Here is a 14675-nt window from a genome sequence, read left to right as displayed (position 1 = left end):
GCAGACACCCTTCTTTCCGCCCAGCATAACGCGAAAACGGCAGGCTGTTTTCCTGAAGATCATGCTATATGCGGGCCGGACTCGGAGAAATCAGCAGAAACCCCATGCCAAACGACCGCAGCGACCTTGACCGTTTCGACCTTGCCATCCTGCGGGTCCTGCAAACCGAAGGCCGCATCTCCGCCGTGGAACTTGCCCGCCGGATCGGTCTGTCGAAATCCCCCACCCAGGCGCGGATGAAGCGGCTGGAGGAGATCGGGATCATAACCGGATACCGCGCGATCCTCGACCCGATCAGGATGGGCCAGGCGCATGTCGCCTTCGTCGAAGTGCGCCTGTCGGACACGCGCGAGGCGGCGCTGACCGCCTTCAACCGGGCGGTGCTGACGGTGCCCGAAGTGGAACAGTGCCACATGATGGCCTCAAGCTTCGACTACCTGCTCAAGGTCCGCACCGCCGACATCCAGTCCTACCGCCGCGTGCTGGGCGAGGTGATCTCTGCCCTGCCGCATGTCGCCTCGACCTCGACCTATGTGGCCATGGAGGCGGTGAAAGAGGTGTTCTGAGGTCGCCTCGGCGGATCGCCCCCCTTGCCTGGTGCCGCCGCAACTTTCGCCCCGCTGCCGCGTAGCTTCCGCATCACGGAGGCAGACATGGACCTGACCGGACGTATCCTGCTGGCAGCCCTGTTCGCTGCCGGAGCCGTGCAGAAGACCCTGGACCCGGGCGCCGCTCAGGGCCTGCTGGCAGGGCTCGGCGCGCCCGTCTGGCTGGTCTGGCCCGCACTCGGGTTGAACGCGCTCCTGGCCATCGGTCTCCTGTGGCCGCCGACGGTGCGACAGGCGGCGATCGTCGCTGCGGGCTACTGCGCGCTGACCAGCGTCTTCCATTTCCAGCCACAGGACGGCTGGCAGATGTCCATCTTCGTCAAGAACTGGGCAATTGCGGGCGGCCTTCTGGTGCTGGCTGCCGCGCACAGACCCGCCTAATCCTTCGGCTTGCCCGCTGAGATCGTGACCTTCGCGTTGGTCGACGACACTTGAACCGGGGCCTTGGCTGCCTCTTTCTTCGGCTTCTTCACTTCCTTGCGCTTGTTCATGCCCTTGGCCATGACGCATTCTCCCTTTCGGCCGGTGCGGCCCTGTCCAACTCTATGCCTCCCGCCCCCCGATTGCACGGGTCAAATCCGCCCGGCCCGCCAGCCCGGACTTGCCGCCGCAGACTGTGCCCAAGGGGAAACGAGGGTTGACCGATGGGCCTTGATCGCGACGTCACGGTGCAGGCGATGGGCCTCCGTGTGGTGGACCGGTTGTGCCTGTGATGGCTCGTCGTGCTCCTTCGGCTCCTCCTCGCGGGGGAGCACCGACGAGGAGACGAAGGCGAACGAGGAGACTAGCCCTGCGGCGTCATCGCCTTGCGCTGCCGCGCCCGCTCCAGACCCAGCTTGCGTTCGCGCCAGATGATGAGGATGCCCGCCGTCACGATCAGCACGGCCCCGCCCAGCATCGGCCAGGTCGGCACCTCGGCAAAGACGAAATAGCCGATCCCCAGCGCAAAGATCATCGAGGCATAGTCGAAAGGCGCCACCAGCGACGCATCCGCCTCTCGGTAGCTGGAGGTGAGCAGGATCTGCCCCAGCCCCCCCAGAAGCCCCGCGCCGACCAGGATCGCCGCCTCGCGCGGGGTGGGCCAGACCCAGCCGAACGGCAGCGTGACCAGCGACAGGACCGCCGCAGTGACCGAGAACCAGAAGACGATGGCCGAGGTCTGCTCGGTCATCACCAGCTTGCGCACGAAGACCTGCGCCAGGGCCGCAAAGACCGCCCCGCCCAGGACCAGCATCGCGCCAAGCGCCTCGGCCACGCCCGCAGACCCCGGGTCGATGGACAGGCGCGGGGCCAGCACGATCAGGACGCCCACCATCCCCAGGATCACCGCCGAGATGCGGAAGGCCCGCACTTCCTCGCCCAGGAACATCGCGGCGAAGATCACGGTCAGCAGCGGCGCGGCATAGCCGATGGCGGTGACCTCCGGCAGGGGCAGATAGCCCAGCCCCGCAAAGCCGAGGCCCATCGCCAGTGTGCCCACCACGCCGCGCCAGACATGGCCCAGCGGCTGCACGGTCTTCAGGCCGGTCCGCAACTCGTGCCGCCAGGCGAGCCAGGCCATGATGACGGGTATCGCAAAGAACGACCGGAAGAACACCGCCTGCCCGGCGGGCACATGGCTTGTGGTGGACTTGATGAGCGAGGCCATGACGATGAACACCATCACCGAGGCCAGTTTCAGGGCAATGCCGCGCAGGGGGCGCATGGGGGGGCGCATGGGTCGTTCCGTCAGGGTCGCGGCCTCTTTACGCCGCAATCGCTTTCAGGTTCCCTGATCGGGAAGGAGAATGCCATGCCGAAAGCACCGCTGTCAGACAGAATTGAACAGGGCCGGGGTCTGGCGCCCGCCGATCTGGTGCTCAAGGGCGGGCGGGTCTTCGACCTGATGACCGGCGATCTGGTGGAAACCGACGTGGCGATCTGCGGCGACACCATCGTGGGGGTCTTCGGAGCCTATTCCGGCAGGCGCGAGATCGACGTCTCGGGCCGCGTGCTGGTGCCGGGGTTCATCGATACGCACCTGCATGTGGAAAGCTCGCTCGTCACCCCGCACGAATTCGACCGCTGCGTCACCCCCCGCGGCGTGACCACGGCGATCTGCGACCCGCACGAGATCGCGAATGTCTGCGGCGTGAAGGGCATCCGGTATTTCCTTGATGCGGCGTCTCAGCTGGTGATGGACCTGCGGGTGCAGCTGTCGTCCTGCGTGCCCTCGACCCATATGGAGACGACCGGCGCGCGGCTTTCGGCTGCGGACCTCGTGCCATTGATGGACCACCCCAAGGTGATCGGTCTGGCCGAGTTCATGAACTACCCCGGCGTGCTGATGCAAGACCCGGGCTGCATGGAGAAGCTCCAGGCCTTCCAGGGCCGCCACATCGACGGGCACGCGCCGCTTTTGCGGGGCAATGACCTGAACGGCTATATCAGCGCGGGCATTCGGACGGAACATGAGGCGACCTCCTACGACGAGGGGCTGGAAAAGCTGCGCAAGGGAATGCGGGTGCTGATCCGGGAAGGGTCGGTCTCGAAGGACCTGCACGCGCTGGCCGGGCTGCTGACCGAACGCTTCGCGCCCTATCTTGCCTTCTGCACCGACGACCGGAACCCGCTGGACATCGGCGAGCATGGGCATCTGGACTACATGATCCGCACCGCGATCAGCCTCGGCGCGCCGCCGCTGGCGGTCTACCGGGTCGCAAGCCTCTCGGCGGCCGAGGCCTTCGGGCTGAAGGACCGCGGTCTTATCGCGCCGGGCAAGCGGGCGGATATCGTGGTGGTGGACAGTCTTGAGGGCTGCCATGCGAGCCTGGTTCTGGCGGGGGGCGTGGTGGCGGATGATGCCGCCTTTGCGGCGCGGGGGGCAACCGAGCCGGTGGCGCGGGGCTCGGTGACATCGGCGCGGATCGAGGCGGGGCACTTCCGCACCGGGGGCAACCGGGTCGAGACCCCGGTGATCGGCATCCTGCCGGGCAAGATCATCACCGAACATCTGACCTTCGACATCGCGCCCCAGGACGGGGACAAGCGGCCGGACCTTGCCCGCGACCTGGTGAAGATCGCGGTGATCGAGCGGCACGGGGTCAACGGCAACCGGGCGACGGGGTTCGTCAAGGGCTTCGGCTTGCGCCGCGGGGCCATCGGATCGACGGTCTGCCACGACCATCACAACATCGCGGTGGTGGGGGCGGACTACGCGGACATGGCGATCGCGGCGAACCGGCTGGTGGAGATCGAGGGCGGGTTCGTCGTCGTCGAGGGGGGGCGGGTGCTGGCCGAACTTGCCCTGCCCGTCGCGGGGTTGATGAGCCTGAAATCCTTCGAGGAGGTGCGGGAGGACCTCGTCCGGCTGCGCGCCGCAGCGACCTCGCTGGGGGTGGTGCTGGAGGAGCCGTTCCTGCAACTGGCCTTCCTCGCCCTGCCGGTGATCCCGCATCTGAAGATCACCGACATGGGGCTGGTCGATGTGGACCGCTTCGAGATCATCCCCTGATCGGTCCACGCGTGGGCAGGCTTCCGGATCCTTTTAAATCAATCTTTTGGCTGCGGGCCTTCGGAAATTCTTAACTTCTGATCGCGGCCCGTGACGGCTGCCGCAAGGGGGCTTCGCGCGCCCGAAGCCGCAGGGACGTCCTGCTGGAAGGGCCAGCCGCTGCCATCGCGTGGCCGGGAGTGCCCGTCAGCGCCAGCGCAGCTCGGCCAGCAGCGGCAGGTGGTCCGAGGGCTGCGGGCCGGGGGTCGACGGCAGGTCGAGCGGGGTGAGGTCCAGGTCGTGCGAATGCGCGATCCGGTCCAGCGGCAGGAAGGGCCGGCGCGCGGGGAAGGTCGGGCCGGTGGGCAGGATCGCGAAGGGCTGCGCGATTCGTCCCAGCCCGACGCGGCGGGAATGTTCGTTGAAATCACCCAGGATCACCGTGGGCCGCGCCGGATGGCGTTGCAACGCAGCCTTGATCGCATCGAGCTGTCGCCGCCGCGCCGCACGCAGCAGCCCCAGATGCACCGCGACCACGCGCAGCGGCAGGGGCGTGTCGAGATCGACGATCACCGCGCCGCGCGGCTCGTGCCCCGGCAGGTCCAGATGGTCAAGACCGCAAAGCCTTATGCCCGGCCGCGCCAGAAGCGCATTGCCATGCCAGCCCAGGCTGACGGCATTGCGACCGATCGGCAGGGGGACGAGGCCCGTCACCTCGGCGATGCGGTCGCGCGGCAGGGCCGAGGGGCGGTCGCCAAGCCGGAAGTCGGCCTCTTGCAGCGCGACGACATCGGCCTGCAACGCCGCGATGCCGGCCAGCACCCGGTCGGCATCGCGGCGACGGTCGGTTCCCACCGCCTTGTGGATGTTCCAGGAGGCGAGGCGCAGGCTGGGCTTGGACTTGGCGGTCATGTCCCCAATATAGGCCACGAGAGCCACGGAAGGAGAAGGCAGTGCCCGCGCCATCGACCATCGTCCTGACCGGCATCCGGCTGCTGCTGGCGGTCGAGGCGGTCGTGGCGGCCTGGAATGGCGTGCTTCCGGCGGTTTTCATCACGCTCGCGGCGCTGGTGCTGACGGTGCTGCCGGGCAAGCTGGCCAGCCGGGTCGGCCTGCGCCTGCCGCCAAGTTTCCTGGCCGCCATCGCGCTTTTCGTCTTGGCGACGCTGTATCTGGGCGAGGTCTACGACTTCTACGACCGGTTCTGGTGGTGGGACCTGGTGCTGCATTTCGGCTCGGCCATGGGGTTCGGGATCCTGGGGTTCCTTCTGGTCTTCATGCTGTTCGAAGGCGACCGCTATGCCGCCCCGCCTTGGGCGCTGGGGGTGCTGTCCTTCTGCCTGGCGATGACCGTGGGCGTGCTGTGGGAAATCTTCGAATATGCGATGGACACGCTGTTCGGCTTCAACATGATGAAGTCGGGGCTGCCCGACACGATGGGCGATCTGATCGTCAACACGCTGGGCGCGGTGCTGGCATCCCTGGCGGGTGTGGTCTACATGCTGGACCGGGCCGGGCGGCTGGGGGCGCCGTTCGACCTGTTCATCGAGACCAACCGGGCCCGGTTCCGCAAGCTGTTCGCGCGCAAGACGAAGGTCTAGAGGGTCGGGGGGCGCGAGGCCGCGGGGCCTGTGCTTGCGGCGGCCGGCTGGATCGAGAGCGCCCTGCCCTGGAACGTGGCGGGATCGTCGGTATCGCGGCCGAGCAGGCTGGGCGACATGGCCCGTCTTGCGCCAAGGGTCAGCGCCCGGGGGTTTCCGTGGGCGGGCCGAAGCGTTCCAGCATCCGCGCCCTGATCTGGTCGCGGGCCTGGCGGTAGGCGGCCAGCTTCGCCTCGCGCGTCTCGCCCAGGCCGGTCGGGTCCAGGATCGGCCAGTATTCGATCTCGAGATGGTGGAAACGGGTCAGCTCCAGCGCCATGCGCTGGCTGGCCGGGGACAGCGCGATGATGAGGTCGAACTGCGACAGGTCGTCGCCCCAGTCCTGCATCTCTTCGAAGGACCGCGAGCGGTGGCGGGACAGCTCGATCCCCAGTTCCTTGCAGACCGCGACAGAAAAGCCGTCGATCTCCATGTCGTTCTTCACGCCTGCCGACTGGACATAGGCGCGCTGGCCGTACATCTGCTTCATCAGCCCCTCGGCCATCGGGGACCGCACGGCGTTGTGGTCGCAGCAGAACAGCACCGATTGGGGGAAGTCGCCCAACGTCAGCCCCAGTGCAACACGCAGATCAGCGTGAACAGACGCCGCGCGGTGTCGGTATCGACCTCGGCCTTGCCCTCGAGCCGTTCGCGCAGGATCGAGGCGCCCTCGTTGTGGATGCCGCGACGGGCCATGTCGATCGCCTCGATCTGGCTGGGCGGCAGGCGTTTCACCGCGTCGAAGTAGGACTCGCAGATCTGGAAGTAGTCCTTCACCACCTGGCGGAAGGGGCCAAGCGAGAGGTGGAACTCGGCCGCCTTTTCCCCTGCCTCGGTGGCGATGTCGAAGACCAGCCGCCCGTCGCGGATCGCCAGCAGCACGCGGTAGGGGCCTTCGGGCATCTCGCGGTCGGGGCGGGCGGCGGGGGTGAAGCTGTTCTCCTCCAGCAGGTCGTAGATCGCGACGCGGCGTTCCTGTTCGATCTCGGGCGTCGGGCGCGCGAGGCCTTTCTCGTCGATCTCGATCTGGCAGATGCGGTTCATGGGCTGTGTTCCGAAGGGTCCGCCCGTGATGCCCGACCTTGGGGCAGTGGGTCAAGCGGGGATGGGGGCGTTCAGGCCGCGGAAGCAATCGGCCCGATGGGGCGCGACGGGCGCGGGCTGCGCCGTCTGCCCCGCCCCCGGCAAGCGGCAGGCTCAGCCGTTCAGCCGGTCCAGCCGGGCGCGGACGCTTAGCCCATGCGCCTCAAGGCTTTCCGACCTGGCCAGTCGTTCGGCAGCCGGGCCGATGGCCTTCAGCGCCTCGGGCGTCATCCTTGCCAGCGTGGTGCGTTTCATGAAGTCGAGCACCGAGAGGCCGCTGGAGAACCGGGCTGACCGCGCGGTGGGCAGGACGTGGTTCGGACCGCCGATATAGTCGCCGATGGCCTCGGGCGTGTACTGGCCCAGGAAGATCGCGCCGGCGTGGGTGATCTGCCGCGCCAGCGCCTCGGGATCGGCGGTGCAAAGCTCCAGGTGTTCGGGGGCGACGCGGTTGGAAAGTTCGGCGGCCTCGGTCAGGTCGCGCGTGACGATGACCGCGCCGTGCTGCGCCCAGGAGGCCCCGGCGATGGCGCGGCGCTCCAGCGTTTCCAGGCGCCTGGCGACGGCATCCGCCACGGCCTGCCCGAAGGCGGCGGAGGTCGTGACCAGGATCGACTGCGCGCTTTCGTCGTGTTCGGCCTGCGACAGAAGGTCAAGCGCGATCCAGTCGGGGTCGTTGTCGGCATCGGCGATGACCAGGATTTCCGAGGGTCCGGCGATCATGTCGATGCCGACGCGCCCGAAGACCCGGCGCTTGGCGGCGGCGACGAAGGCGTTGCCGGGGCCGGTGATCTTGTCCACCGGGGCGATGGTTTCGGTCCCGTAGGCCAGCGCCGCGATCGCCTGCGCCCCGCCGATCCGGTAGACCTGATCCACCCCGGCGATGCGGGCCGCCAGCAGGACCAGCGGGTTCACCACGCCGCCCGGCGTCGGGCAGGCGATGACCAGCCGCCCTACCCCCGCCACCTTGGCCGGGATCGCGTTCATCAGGACGGACGACGGATAGGACGCCAGCCCCCCGGGCACATAAAGCCCCGCAGCGGACACCGGCGTCCAGCGCCAGCCGAGCGTGGCCCCGGTGCTGTCGGTCCAGCTTTCGTCCTGCGGCTTCTGACGGACGTGGTATGAGCGGATGCGATCCGCCGCCAGTTCCAGCGCCGCGCGGTCCTCGGGCGAGACCCTGGCGATCTCGGCCTCGATCTCCTCGGGCGAAAACGCGAGCCTGTCGGGCGTCAGGGTCAGCCGGTCGAAGCGGGCGGTAAGGTCGATCACCGCAGCGTCGCCCCGGTTGCGGACATCGGCGATGATGGCGGCCACGGCCTGATCGACATCCTCGGCCTCTTCCCGTTTCTGTCCGAGAAGCCTCTGGAAGTCGGCCTCGAAGCCGGGATCGGCGGTCGTGAGGAAGACGGGCATCAAGGCCTCCGGGCGTCGGGATCGCGGTGCAGATAGCGCGGGGGGAGGCCGGGCTCAAGCCTGGATGATCGCAGGGCACGCTGGGCGCCCTGCCCGGCCGATCATACCGTGTGCAGGTAAAGGTCGAAGTCCACCTCGCTGACCGTGCGCATCACGCGGGCATATTCCGCCGCCTTGATCGCGGTGAAGGTGCGGTGCATGTCCTCGCCCAGTGCCTCCTTCAGGAAGGCCGAGCGTTTCGCGGCGTCGATCGCGGATTTCCAGTCGGTCGGGATGCCGGCGCTGTCCTCGTCGGCATAGCCGTTGCCGGTGGTTTCCGGGCCGGGGTCGATCCCTTCCCGCAGACCCTTGCGGATCCCGGCCAGCACGGTTGCCGCCACGAGATAGGGGTTCGCATCCACTCCGGCGGGGCGGTGCTCGATCCGCCGCGCCTTGATGTCGCCCGCCGGAATCCGCAGCGCGACCGAGCGGTTGTTGACGCCCCAGGTCGGGCTGACCGGCGCGTAGGACTGGTTGGCAAAGCGGCGCCAGGAGTTGGCGTGCGGCGCAAAGACCAGCATCGATTCGCCCATGGTCTGCTTCATGCCCCCGAGCGCGTGCAGGAGCGTGCGGTTCCACTTGCCCTCTTCGGCCTCGACAAAGACGTTCTGGCCCCTGTCGTCCAGCAGCGAGACGTGGAAATGCATGCCCGAGCCTGCGTAGTTCTCGTTCGGCTTGGCCATGAAGCAGGCGACGACGCCATGGGCGCGGGCCTGGGCGCGGACGATGCGTTTCAGGCGCATCAGGTCGTCGGCGGCCTGCATCACGTCGGTCCGGTAATGCAACGTCAGTTCATACTGGCCGGGGGCGTATTCGGAGATCAGCGTCTCGGCCTTGATACCGGCCTTCTCGGCCCCGGCATAGATGTCGGAGAAGAGCGGCAGCATCCCGTGCAGGTGGTCCACCGAATAGACCTCGGTCTTGCGGCTTGAGCGGCGGTCCAGCACGTCGCGGGCGGGCTGCATCTTGCCGTCCGGGCCGCGTTCGGGGTCGAGAAGGAAGAATTCCAGTTCAAAGGCCCCGGCGGGGTGCAGGCCCTCGGCGGCCAGCAGGTCCACCTGCCGTTGCAGGGCATGGCGGGGGTCCGAGGTCATCGGCGCGCCGTCGAGGGTGTACATCGACATGAACACCTCGCCGCGCGGGGGCTGCGTGTTGTGCAGCGGCTTCAGCGTGCCGGGGATCGGCCAGGCGCGCAGGTCGCCGTCGCCCTGATCCCAGATGAGGCCGGTCTCATGCACATCCTCGCCGCAGATGTCGAGGCCGAGGATGGAAATCGGCAGATGACGGCCGTTGTTGTAAAAAGACAAAAGCTCATGGCGCCGGATGATCTTTCCCCGGCCGATTCCGTTGGCGTCGTGCAGGATAATGTCAAAAGCCTCGATCTCGGGATGGGCCGCGAGAAAGGCTTCCGCCTCGGCTGGGGTGGACCCGGAGGGGCTGGTCTGGGGCATGTTCAGGCTGCTTTGAAAAGGTCGGTCAGGATGGTGTCGAAGTTTGCGATCAGCCTGTCAACCTGGGCCTTCCTCGTCGCCGGGCTGATGAGCATCATGTTGTGGAACGGCGCGATCAGCGTGCCGCGGTTGATGAGGCCGGTGTGGATCGCGGCCTCGACCCGGGGCTGGTGGGCCATGCCCGCCTCGGTGCCATTGCGCAGCGGGCCGGGGGCGCAGATGAATTCCACCCGCGCGCCGACCCGGACGACATGCCAGGGGGCGCGGAGGCGGTCGATGGTCTTCGCCAGCCCGTGCGAGAGACGCTCGGCCAGCTTCTCCATATGGGCGTAGTTCTGGGGCGTCATGACCTCGGACAGCGTGGCGACGAGGCAGGCGAACTGCATCGGGTTCGCGGAAAGCGTGGTGCCCATGCCGGTGCGGCCGGGCTCGCGTTTCGCGTCCGCCTCGTGATAGCGCCTTGCGGTCTCGTCGGTCAGGCCCCAGACGGCGGTGGGCATCCCGCCCGCCACGCATTTCCCGACGACGAAGATGTCGGGGCGCAGCGAGTGGACGCGGGTATAGCCGCCAAGGCCGGAGGAGATGGTATGCGTCTCGTCGATGATGAGCAGCGCGCCGTATTTCCGCGACAGCTGGCGCAGGCCGTCGTGGAACCCGGCTTCTGGCAGCACCATGCAGGAGTTGGTCATCACCGGCTCGGTCAGGATGGCGGCGACATCGCCCTGGGCCAGCGCCGCCTCGACCGAGGCGAGGTCGTTGAATTCGGCGCAGACGGCGGTCTGCGTCAGGTCGTTCACCTGGCCGAGAAGGCCGGGAGAGTTCACGGTGCGGCCGTTTTCCAGGCTGACGAAGGTATCGTCCACCGTGCCGTGGTAGCAGCCGTTGAAGACCAGGACCTTGGGCTTGCCGGTGATGGCGCGGGCGACGCGCAGGGCAAAGCGGTTGGCGTCGGTCGCGGTGGTGGCGATCTGCCAGCGGAAGGGGCCGAAGCGGTCGGTCAGAAGGCGGCCAGCCTCAAGCGCGGCCTCGGTGGGCAGCATGTAGGTCAGGCCGCGGCGGGCCTGGGCGCGGATGGCTTTCGCCACGGGCGGCGGCGAGTGGCCGAACATCGACCCGGTGTCGCCAAGGCAGAAGTCGTCGAGGGTGTGACCGTCGATATCCTCGATCCGCGCGCCCCGGGCTTTCGCCACCACGGGCAGATGCGGCATCGGCCAGTCGGCCATCCAGTGCATCGGCACGCCGCCAAGGAAGGTGCCGGCACCGTCCTTCAAGGCTTTCAGGGCCTTGGGGCGGGCCCTGGCGTAGACCTCGGCCTCGCGCCGGGCAAAGCTGGCCAGACGGTCGGTGGAAATTCCGGCGATGGTTTCAAGTGACATGGCGGGCGCCCCGGGAACAGTCGCTGCGTTTATGCCGTAATTTGATCAAATTGCAAGCGGCAGCACGTCCTGAGTGGTCGCCGTCTCTTCGCGGGACGGCAGCGAGGAGACGCCGAAGGCGGAGGACGAGCGGGGTTTCAGGCCCAGCGGCCCTCGAAATCCTCGGGCACCAGAAGGTTGTGGCGGCCCATGTTCTTCACGTCGCGTTCGCCGCACAGCGCCATGGTGATGTCCATCTCCTTGCGGATCACCTCCAGCGCGGCGCTCACCCCGGCCTCGCCCATTGCGCCAAGGCCATGGATATAGGCGCGGCCGATCATCGTGCCTTTCGCGCCGAGGGACAGCGCCTTCAGCACGTCCTGACCCGACCGGATGCCGCCATCCATCCAGACCTCGGTCCGGTCGCCGATGGCGCGGACGATGGAGGGCAGCATGCGGATCGACGACAGCGCCCCGTCCAGCTGACGCCCGCCGTGGTTCGACACGATCACCGCATCGGCCCCCGCATCGGCGGCCATCTTCGCGTCTTCGGGGTCGAGCACGCCCTTCAGGATGAACTTGCCCTTCCACTGGTCGCGGATGCGGATGACCTTGGACCAGTCGAGCTTGGGATCGAACTGTTCGTTGGCCCAGGCAGTCAGGTCCGACAGTTTCTGCACGCCCTTAACATGGCCGACGATGTTGCGGAACTGCCGCCGCGGGGTCCGAGCCATGTTCCAGGCCCAGCGCGGCTTGCTGGCGATGTTGATCAGATTCGGGATCGTGGGCCTTGGCGGCGAGGTCAGGCCGTTCTTCAGGTCCTTGTGGCGCTGGCCCAGGATCTGAAGGTCCAGCGTCAGCACGAGGGCCGAGCATTTCGCGGCCCGCGCGCGTTCGATGATCGCATCGACGAAATCCTCGTCCCTCATCACGTAAAGCTGGAACCAGAACGGCTCGGGGCTGTGGGCGGCCACGTCCTCGATGGAGCAGATCGACATGGTGGACAGCGTGAAGGGCACCCCGGCCTTGGCGGCGGCGCGGGCGGCGTGGATCTCGCCGTCCGGGTGCTGCATGCCGGTCGAGCCGACGGGCGCCAGCGCCACCGGCATCGAGACCTTCTGCCCGGCCATGGTGCTCTCCAGCACCCGTCCGGTCAGGTCGCGGGCGACGCGCTGGCGGAAGCGCAGTTTCGCGAAGTCCGAGGTATTCTCGCGGAAGGTCTGTTCGGTGTAGCTGCCGCTTTCGCAATAGTCCCAGAACATCTTCGGGGTGCGCTTGCGGTGCAGGCGCTTGAGGTCCTCGATGCAGGTGATGACGGGCATGGCCGGGTCCCTTGCGGCAGATTGGTAAGATCGTGTTACCAATGCGGCGCGGTCCCGTCCATCGCTTTCCGCGACCTTGCCCGGCCGGGCGCCGGAACGCGGCACGCGTTCCGGTCCGATTTCCGCAGGAGATCGGCGCGACGCGCGCTGTCAGGCCGAATGTGCCCCGTCGGACAGCGCCTTGACGCGGGCCAGAACCTCGGCAACCGGCACGCCTGCGCCGATGTCCTTGACGATGGCCGAGCCGACGACGCAGCCATCGGCCACCGAGGCGATGGCCTTCGCCTGCTCGGGCGTGGAGATGCCGAAGCCCACGATCACCGGCAGGTCGGTCGACCGCTTGATCCGCGCGACCTCGGGCCCGACGTCGGAGGCCTGAGCGGCAGCAGCCCCGGTGATCCCGGTGATCGAGACGTAATAGACGAAGCCCGAGGTGTTCTGAAGCACCTTCGGCAGGCGCCTGTCGTCGGTCGTCGGCGTGGCAAGGCGGATGAAGTTCTGGCCCGCTTTCTGGGCGGGCAGGCAAAGCTCGTCATCTTCCTCGGGCGGCAGGTCCACGACGATGAGGCCGTCGATCCCGGCCTCGGTCGCGTCCTTCAGAAAGCGGTCGACCCCGCGAGAATAGATCGGGTTGTAATAGCCCATCAGGACGATCGGCGTGGTCTGGTCGCCCTTGCGGAAGGCGCGGACCATGGCCAGCACCTTGTCCATCGTCATGCCGCCTTCCAGCGCGCGCTGGCCTGCGGCCTGGATCGTGGGACCATCGGCCATCGGATCGGTGAAGGGCATCCCCAGTTCGATCACATCGACCCCGGCGGCGGGCAGGCCCTGCATGATGGCAAGGCTGGTCGCCTCATCCGGGTCGCCGCCCATGATATAGGCGACGAAGGCCTTTTTGCCCTGCGCACGCAGCCGGGCGAAGGTGTCGTCGATCCGTGTCATGGCGGTCCCCCTTGTCAACGGCTCCATCTGCCACGGGGGGCGAGCGGAAATCAATGGGGGCCGCTTGATCCTCGGGTCCCGCGCCCGTAGAAGGCCCCCTGTCGCCACAGGAGGGTCACATGGGTTTCAGGATGGGCATCGTCGGGCTGCCGAATGTGGGCAAGTCCACGCTCTTCAACGCGCTGACCCGGACGGCGGCGGCGCAGGCGGCGAACTTCCCGTTCTGCACCATCGAACCCAACGTGGGCGAGGTGTCGGTCCCCGATGCCCGGCTTGAGAAGCTTGCGGCCATTGCCGGGTCGAAGCAGATCATCCCGACGCGGATGACCTTTGTCGACATCGCGGGGCTGGTGCGGGGGGCGTCGAAGGGCGAGGGGCTGGGCAACCAGTTCCTGGCCAACATCCGCGAATGCGACGCCATCGCCCATGTGCTGCGCTGCTTCGAGGACGGAGACATCACCCATGTCGAGGGCCGGATCGACCCGGTTGCCGATGCCGAGACGATCGAGACGGAACTGATGCTGGCCGACATGGAGTCGATCGAGCGGCGGCTGGTCGCGCTGGGGAAAAAGCTGCGCGGCGGGGATCAGGAGGTGCTGGACCAGGACCGTCTGCTGCGGGCGGCTCTGGCGGCCCTGAACGAAGGCAGGCCCGCGCGGACGCTGAAGATCGCGGACGAGGACAGGAAGCAGTGGCGGATGTTGCAGCTGCTGACAGCGAAGCCGGTGCTGTATGTCTGCAACGTCGAGGAGGCCTCGGCGGCCTCGGGCAACGCGCAGTCGGCGCGGGTGGCCGAGATGGCGGCGGCGCAGGGCGCGGCCTCGGTGGTGATCTCGGCCCGGATCGAGGAGGAACTGGCGCAGCTGCCCGAGGAGGAAGCGAAGCTGTTCCTGGAGGAGATGGGGCTGAAGGAGGCGGGGCTGGATCGCCTGATCAAGGCGGGCTATGCGCTTCTGGGGTTGCAGACCTATTTCACCGTGGGGCCGAAGGAGGCGCGGGCCTGGACGATCCCCAAGGGGACGCTGGCGCCGCAGGCGGCGGGGGTGATCCACGGGGATTTCGAGAAGGGCTTCATCCGGGCCGAAACCATCGCCTACGAGGACTACATCGCCGGGAAGGGCGAGGCGGGGGCGAAGGAAGCGGGCAAGTTCCGGGTCGAGGGCAAGACCTACGAGGTCAAGGACGGGGACGTGCTGCACTTCCTGTTCAATGCCTGACGCGCCGCGTGTGGCGCGGGTTTCGGGGTGAGGGATTTCAAGGGGTTGGCCGTGGGCGTTCACGATTGGTTAACTCAAGTTCCAAGTGCAACGGTTGTTGTTGTTTTTTCGAATTCCTCGGCGAGGGCCT

General features: G+C 67.6%; 15 protein-coding genes. 5 read left to right on the top strand and 10 right to left on the bottom strand.

Translation table 11 applies throughout. The features are described from left to right. Positions 1-104: 104 nt before the first annotated feature. Positions 105-566: an Lrp/AsnC family transcriptional regulator gene (locus D5084_RS11715; RefSeq protein WP_128515677.1), complete on the top strand. Its 462-nt coding sequence runs from the start codon at positions 105-107 to the stop codon at positions 564-566. 87 nt (positions 567-653) lie between these two features. Then, a complete protein-coding gene (locus D5084_RS11710) occupies positions 654-989 on the top strand; it encodes a DoxX protein (protein ID WP_128515676.1) in 336 nt (111 codons plus the stop codon). On the opposite strand, the gene D5084_RS18870 is transcribed toward D5084_RS11710, so the two are convergent. Both D5084_RS18870 and D5084_RS11705 read right to left on the bottom strand, forming a co-directional pair. Then, positions 986-1111 (bottom strand): hypothetical protein, encoded by a 126-nt coding sequence (locus D5084_RS18870; protein WP_274378895.1) that lies wholly within the window; start codon positions 1109-1111, stop codon positions 986-988. The genes D5084_RS11710 and D5084_RS18870 overlap by 4 nt on opposite strands. 281 nt (positions 1112-1392) lie before the next feature. Beyond that, entirely contained in the window at positions 1393-2325 is a 933-nt protein-coding gene (locus D5084_RS11705; protein ID WP_435532677.1) for a DMT family transporter, read from the bottom strand. 75 nt (positions 2326-2400) lie between these two features. On the opposite strand from D5084_RS11705, the gene ade reads away from it, so the two are divergent. Continuing rightward, on the top strand, positions 2401-4101 hold the full coding sequence (gene ade / locus D5084_RS11700; protein WP_128515675.1) for an adenine deaminase: 1701 nt from the start codon (positions 2401-2403) through the stop codon (positions 4099-4101). Between the two features lie 186 nt (positions 4102-4287). On the opposite strand, the gene D5084_RS11695 is transcribed toward ade, so the two are convergent. After that, positions 4288-4992, bottom strand: a complete 705-nt coding sequence (locus D5084_RS11695) for an endonuclease/exonuclease/phosphatase family protein (RefSeq protein WP_128515674.1) — start codon at positions 4990-4992, stop codon at positions 4288-4290. A gap of 41 nt (positions 4993-5033) precedes the next feature. Between D5084_RS11695 and D5084_RS11690 the strand changes: the two genes are divergently transcribed. Continuing rightward, a complete protein-coding gene (locus D5084_RS11690) occupies positions 5034-5681 on the top strand; it encodes a DUF2238 domain-containing protein (RefSeq protein ID WP_128515673.1) in 648 nt (215 codons plus the stop codon). Positions 5682-5820: 139 nt separating this feature from the next. On the opposite strand, the gene D5084_RS11685 is transcribed toward D5084_RS11690, so the two are convergent. The 7 genes from D5084_RS11685 to trpA all read right to left on the bottom strand — a co-directional run bounded on the left by D5084_RS11685 (position 5821) and on the right by trpA (position 13328). Then, positions 5821-6225, bottom strand: coding sequence for an arsenate-mycothiol transferase ArsC (locus D5084_RS11685; RefSeq protein ID WP_238382633.1), 405 nt, complete (start codon positions 6223-6225; stop codon positions 5821-5823). A 62-nt stretch (positions 6226-6287) separates the two neighbouring features. Further along, entirely contained in the window at positions 6288-6764 is a 477-nt protein-coding gene (locus tag D5084_RS11680) for a UPF0262 family protein (RefSeq protein WP_128515671.1), read from the bottom strand. 153 nt (positions 6765-6917) lie between these two features. Further along, complete coding sequence (gene hisD / locus D5084_RS11675; protein WP_128515670.1) at positions 6918-8219, bottom strand: histidinol dehydrogenase; 1302 nt, start codon at positions 8217-8219, stop codon at positions 6918-6920. Positions 8220-8320: 101 nt separating this feature from the next. After that, the gene (locus D5084_RS11670) at positions 8321-9709 is read right to left on the bottom strand and encodes a glutamine synthetase family protein (protein ID WP_128515669.1); all 1389 of its coding nucleotides are present in this window, start codon (positions 9707-9709) and stop codon (positions 8321-8323) included. A gap of 2 nt (positions 9710-9711) precedes the next feature. After that, entirely contained in the window at positions 9712-11085 is a 1374-nt protein-coding gene (locus D5084_RS11665) for an aspartate aminotransferase family protein (RefSeq protein WP_128515668.1), read from the bottom strand. 137 nt (positions 11086-11222) lie between these two features. Then, the gene (locus tag D5084_RS11660) at positions 11223-12386 is read right to left on the bottom strand and encodes an alpha-hydroxy acid oxidase (protein ID WP_128515667.1); all 1164 of its coding nucleotides are present in this window, start codon (positions 12384-12386) and stop codon (positions 11223-11225) included. A 150-nt stretch (positions 12387-12536) separates the two neighbouring features. Further along, the gene (gene trpA / locus D5084_RS11655) at positions 12537-13328 is read right to left on the bottom strand and encodes a tryptophan synthase subunit alpha (RefSeq protein ID WP_128515666.1); all 792 of its coding nucleotides are present in this window, start codon (positions 13326-13328) and stop codon (positions 12537-12539) included. A 119-nt stretch (positions 13329-13447) separates the two neighbouring features. Here trpA and ychF point away from each other — a divergent pair, with 119 nt between their 5' ends. Beyond that, positions 13448-14545: a redox-regulated ATPase YchF gene (ychF, locus tag D5084_RS11650; RefSeq protein ID WP_128515665.1), complete on the top strand. Its 1098-nt coding sequence runs from the start codon at positions 13448-13450 to the stop codon at positions 14543-14545. The last annotated feature ends 130 nt before the right edge of the window (positions 14546-14675 follow it).

The organism is Tabrizicola thermarum (assembly GCF_003574395.1).
Taxonomy (GTDB): domain Bacteria; phylum Pseudomonadota; class Alphaproteobacteria; order Rhodobacterales; family Rhodobacteraceae; genus Tabrizicola; species Tabrizicola thermarum.
This window is presented reverse-complemented; position numbering and strand designations above follow the sequence as displayed.

Bases quoted from the DNA above. Each gene is read 5' to 3' on its own strand.
- D5084_RS11685 (WP_238382633.1), bottom strand. From the start codon at position 6,225: ATGGCCGAGGGGCTGATGAAGCAGATGTACGGCCAGCGCGCCTATGTC.
- ychF (WP_128515665.1), top strand. From the start codon at position 13,448: ATGGGTTTCAGGATGGGCATCGTCGGGCTGCCGAATGTGGGCAAGTCC.
- hisD (WP_128515670.1), bottom strand. From the start codon at position 8,219: ATGCCCGTCTTCCTCACGACCGCCGATCCCGGCTTCGAGGCCGACTTC.
- D5084_RS11705 (WP_435532677.1), bottom strand. From the start codon at position 2,325: ATGCGCCCCCCCATGCGCCCCCTGCGCGGCATTGCCCTGAAACTGGCC.
- D5084_RS11665 (WP_128515668.1), bottom strand. From the start codon at position 11,085: ATGTCACTTGAAACCATCGCCGGAATTTCCACCGACCGTCTGGCCAGC.
- D5084_RS11715 (WP_128515677.1), top strand. From the start codon at position 105: ATGCCAAACGACCGCAGCGACCTTGACCGTTTCGACCTTGCCATCCTG.
- D5084_RS11670 (WP_128515669.1), bottom strand. From the start codon at position 9,709: ATGCCCCAGACCAGCCCCTCCGGGTCCACCCCAGCCGAGGCGGAAGCC.
- D5084_RS11695 (WP_128515674.1), bottom strand. From the start codon at position 4,992: ATGACCGCCAAGTCCAAGCCCAGCCTGCGCCTCGCCTCCTGGAACATC.
- D5084_RS11680 (WP_128515671.1), bottom strand. From the start codon at position 6,764: ATGAACCGCATCTGCCAGATCGAGATCGACGAGAAAGGCCTCGCGCGC.
- D5084_RS11710 (WP_128515676.1), top strand. From the start codon at position 654: ATGGACCTGACCGGACGTATCCTGCTGGCAGCCCTGTTCGCTGCCGGA.
- D5084_RS11660 (WP_128515667.1), bottom strand. From the start codon at position 12,386: ATGCCCGTCATCACCTGCATCGAGGACCTCAAGCGCCTGCACCGCAAG.
- trpA (WP_128515666.1), bottom strand. From the start codon at position 13,328: ATGACACGGATCGACGACACCTTCGCCCGGCTGCGTGCGCAGGGCAAA.
- ade (WP_128515675.1), top strand. From the start codon at position 2,401: ATGCCGAAAGCACCGCTGTCAGACAGAATTGAACAGGGCCGGGGTCTG.
- D5084_RS18870 (WP_274378895.1), bottom strand. From the start codon at position 1,111: ATGGCCAAGGGCATGAACAAGCGCAAGGAAGTGAAGAAGCCGAAGAAA.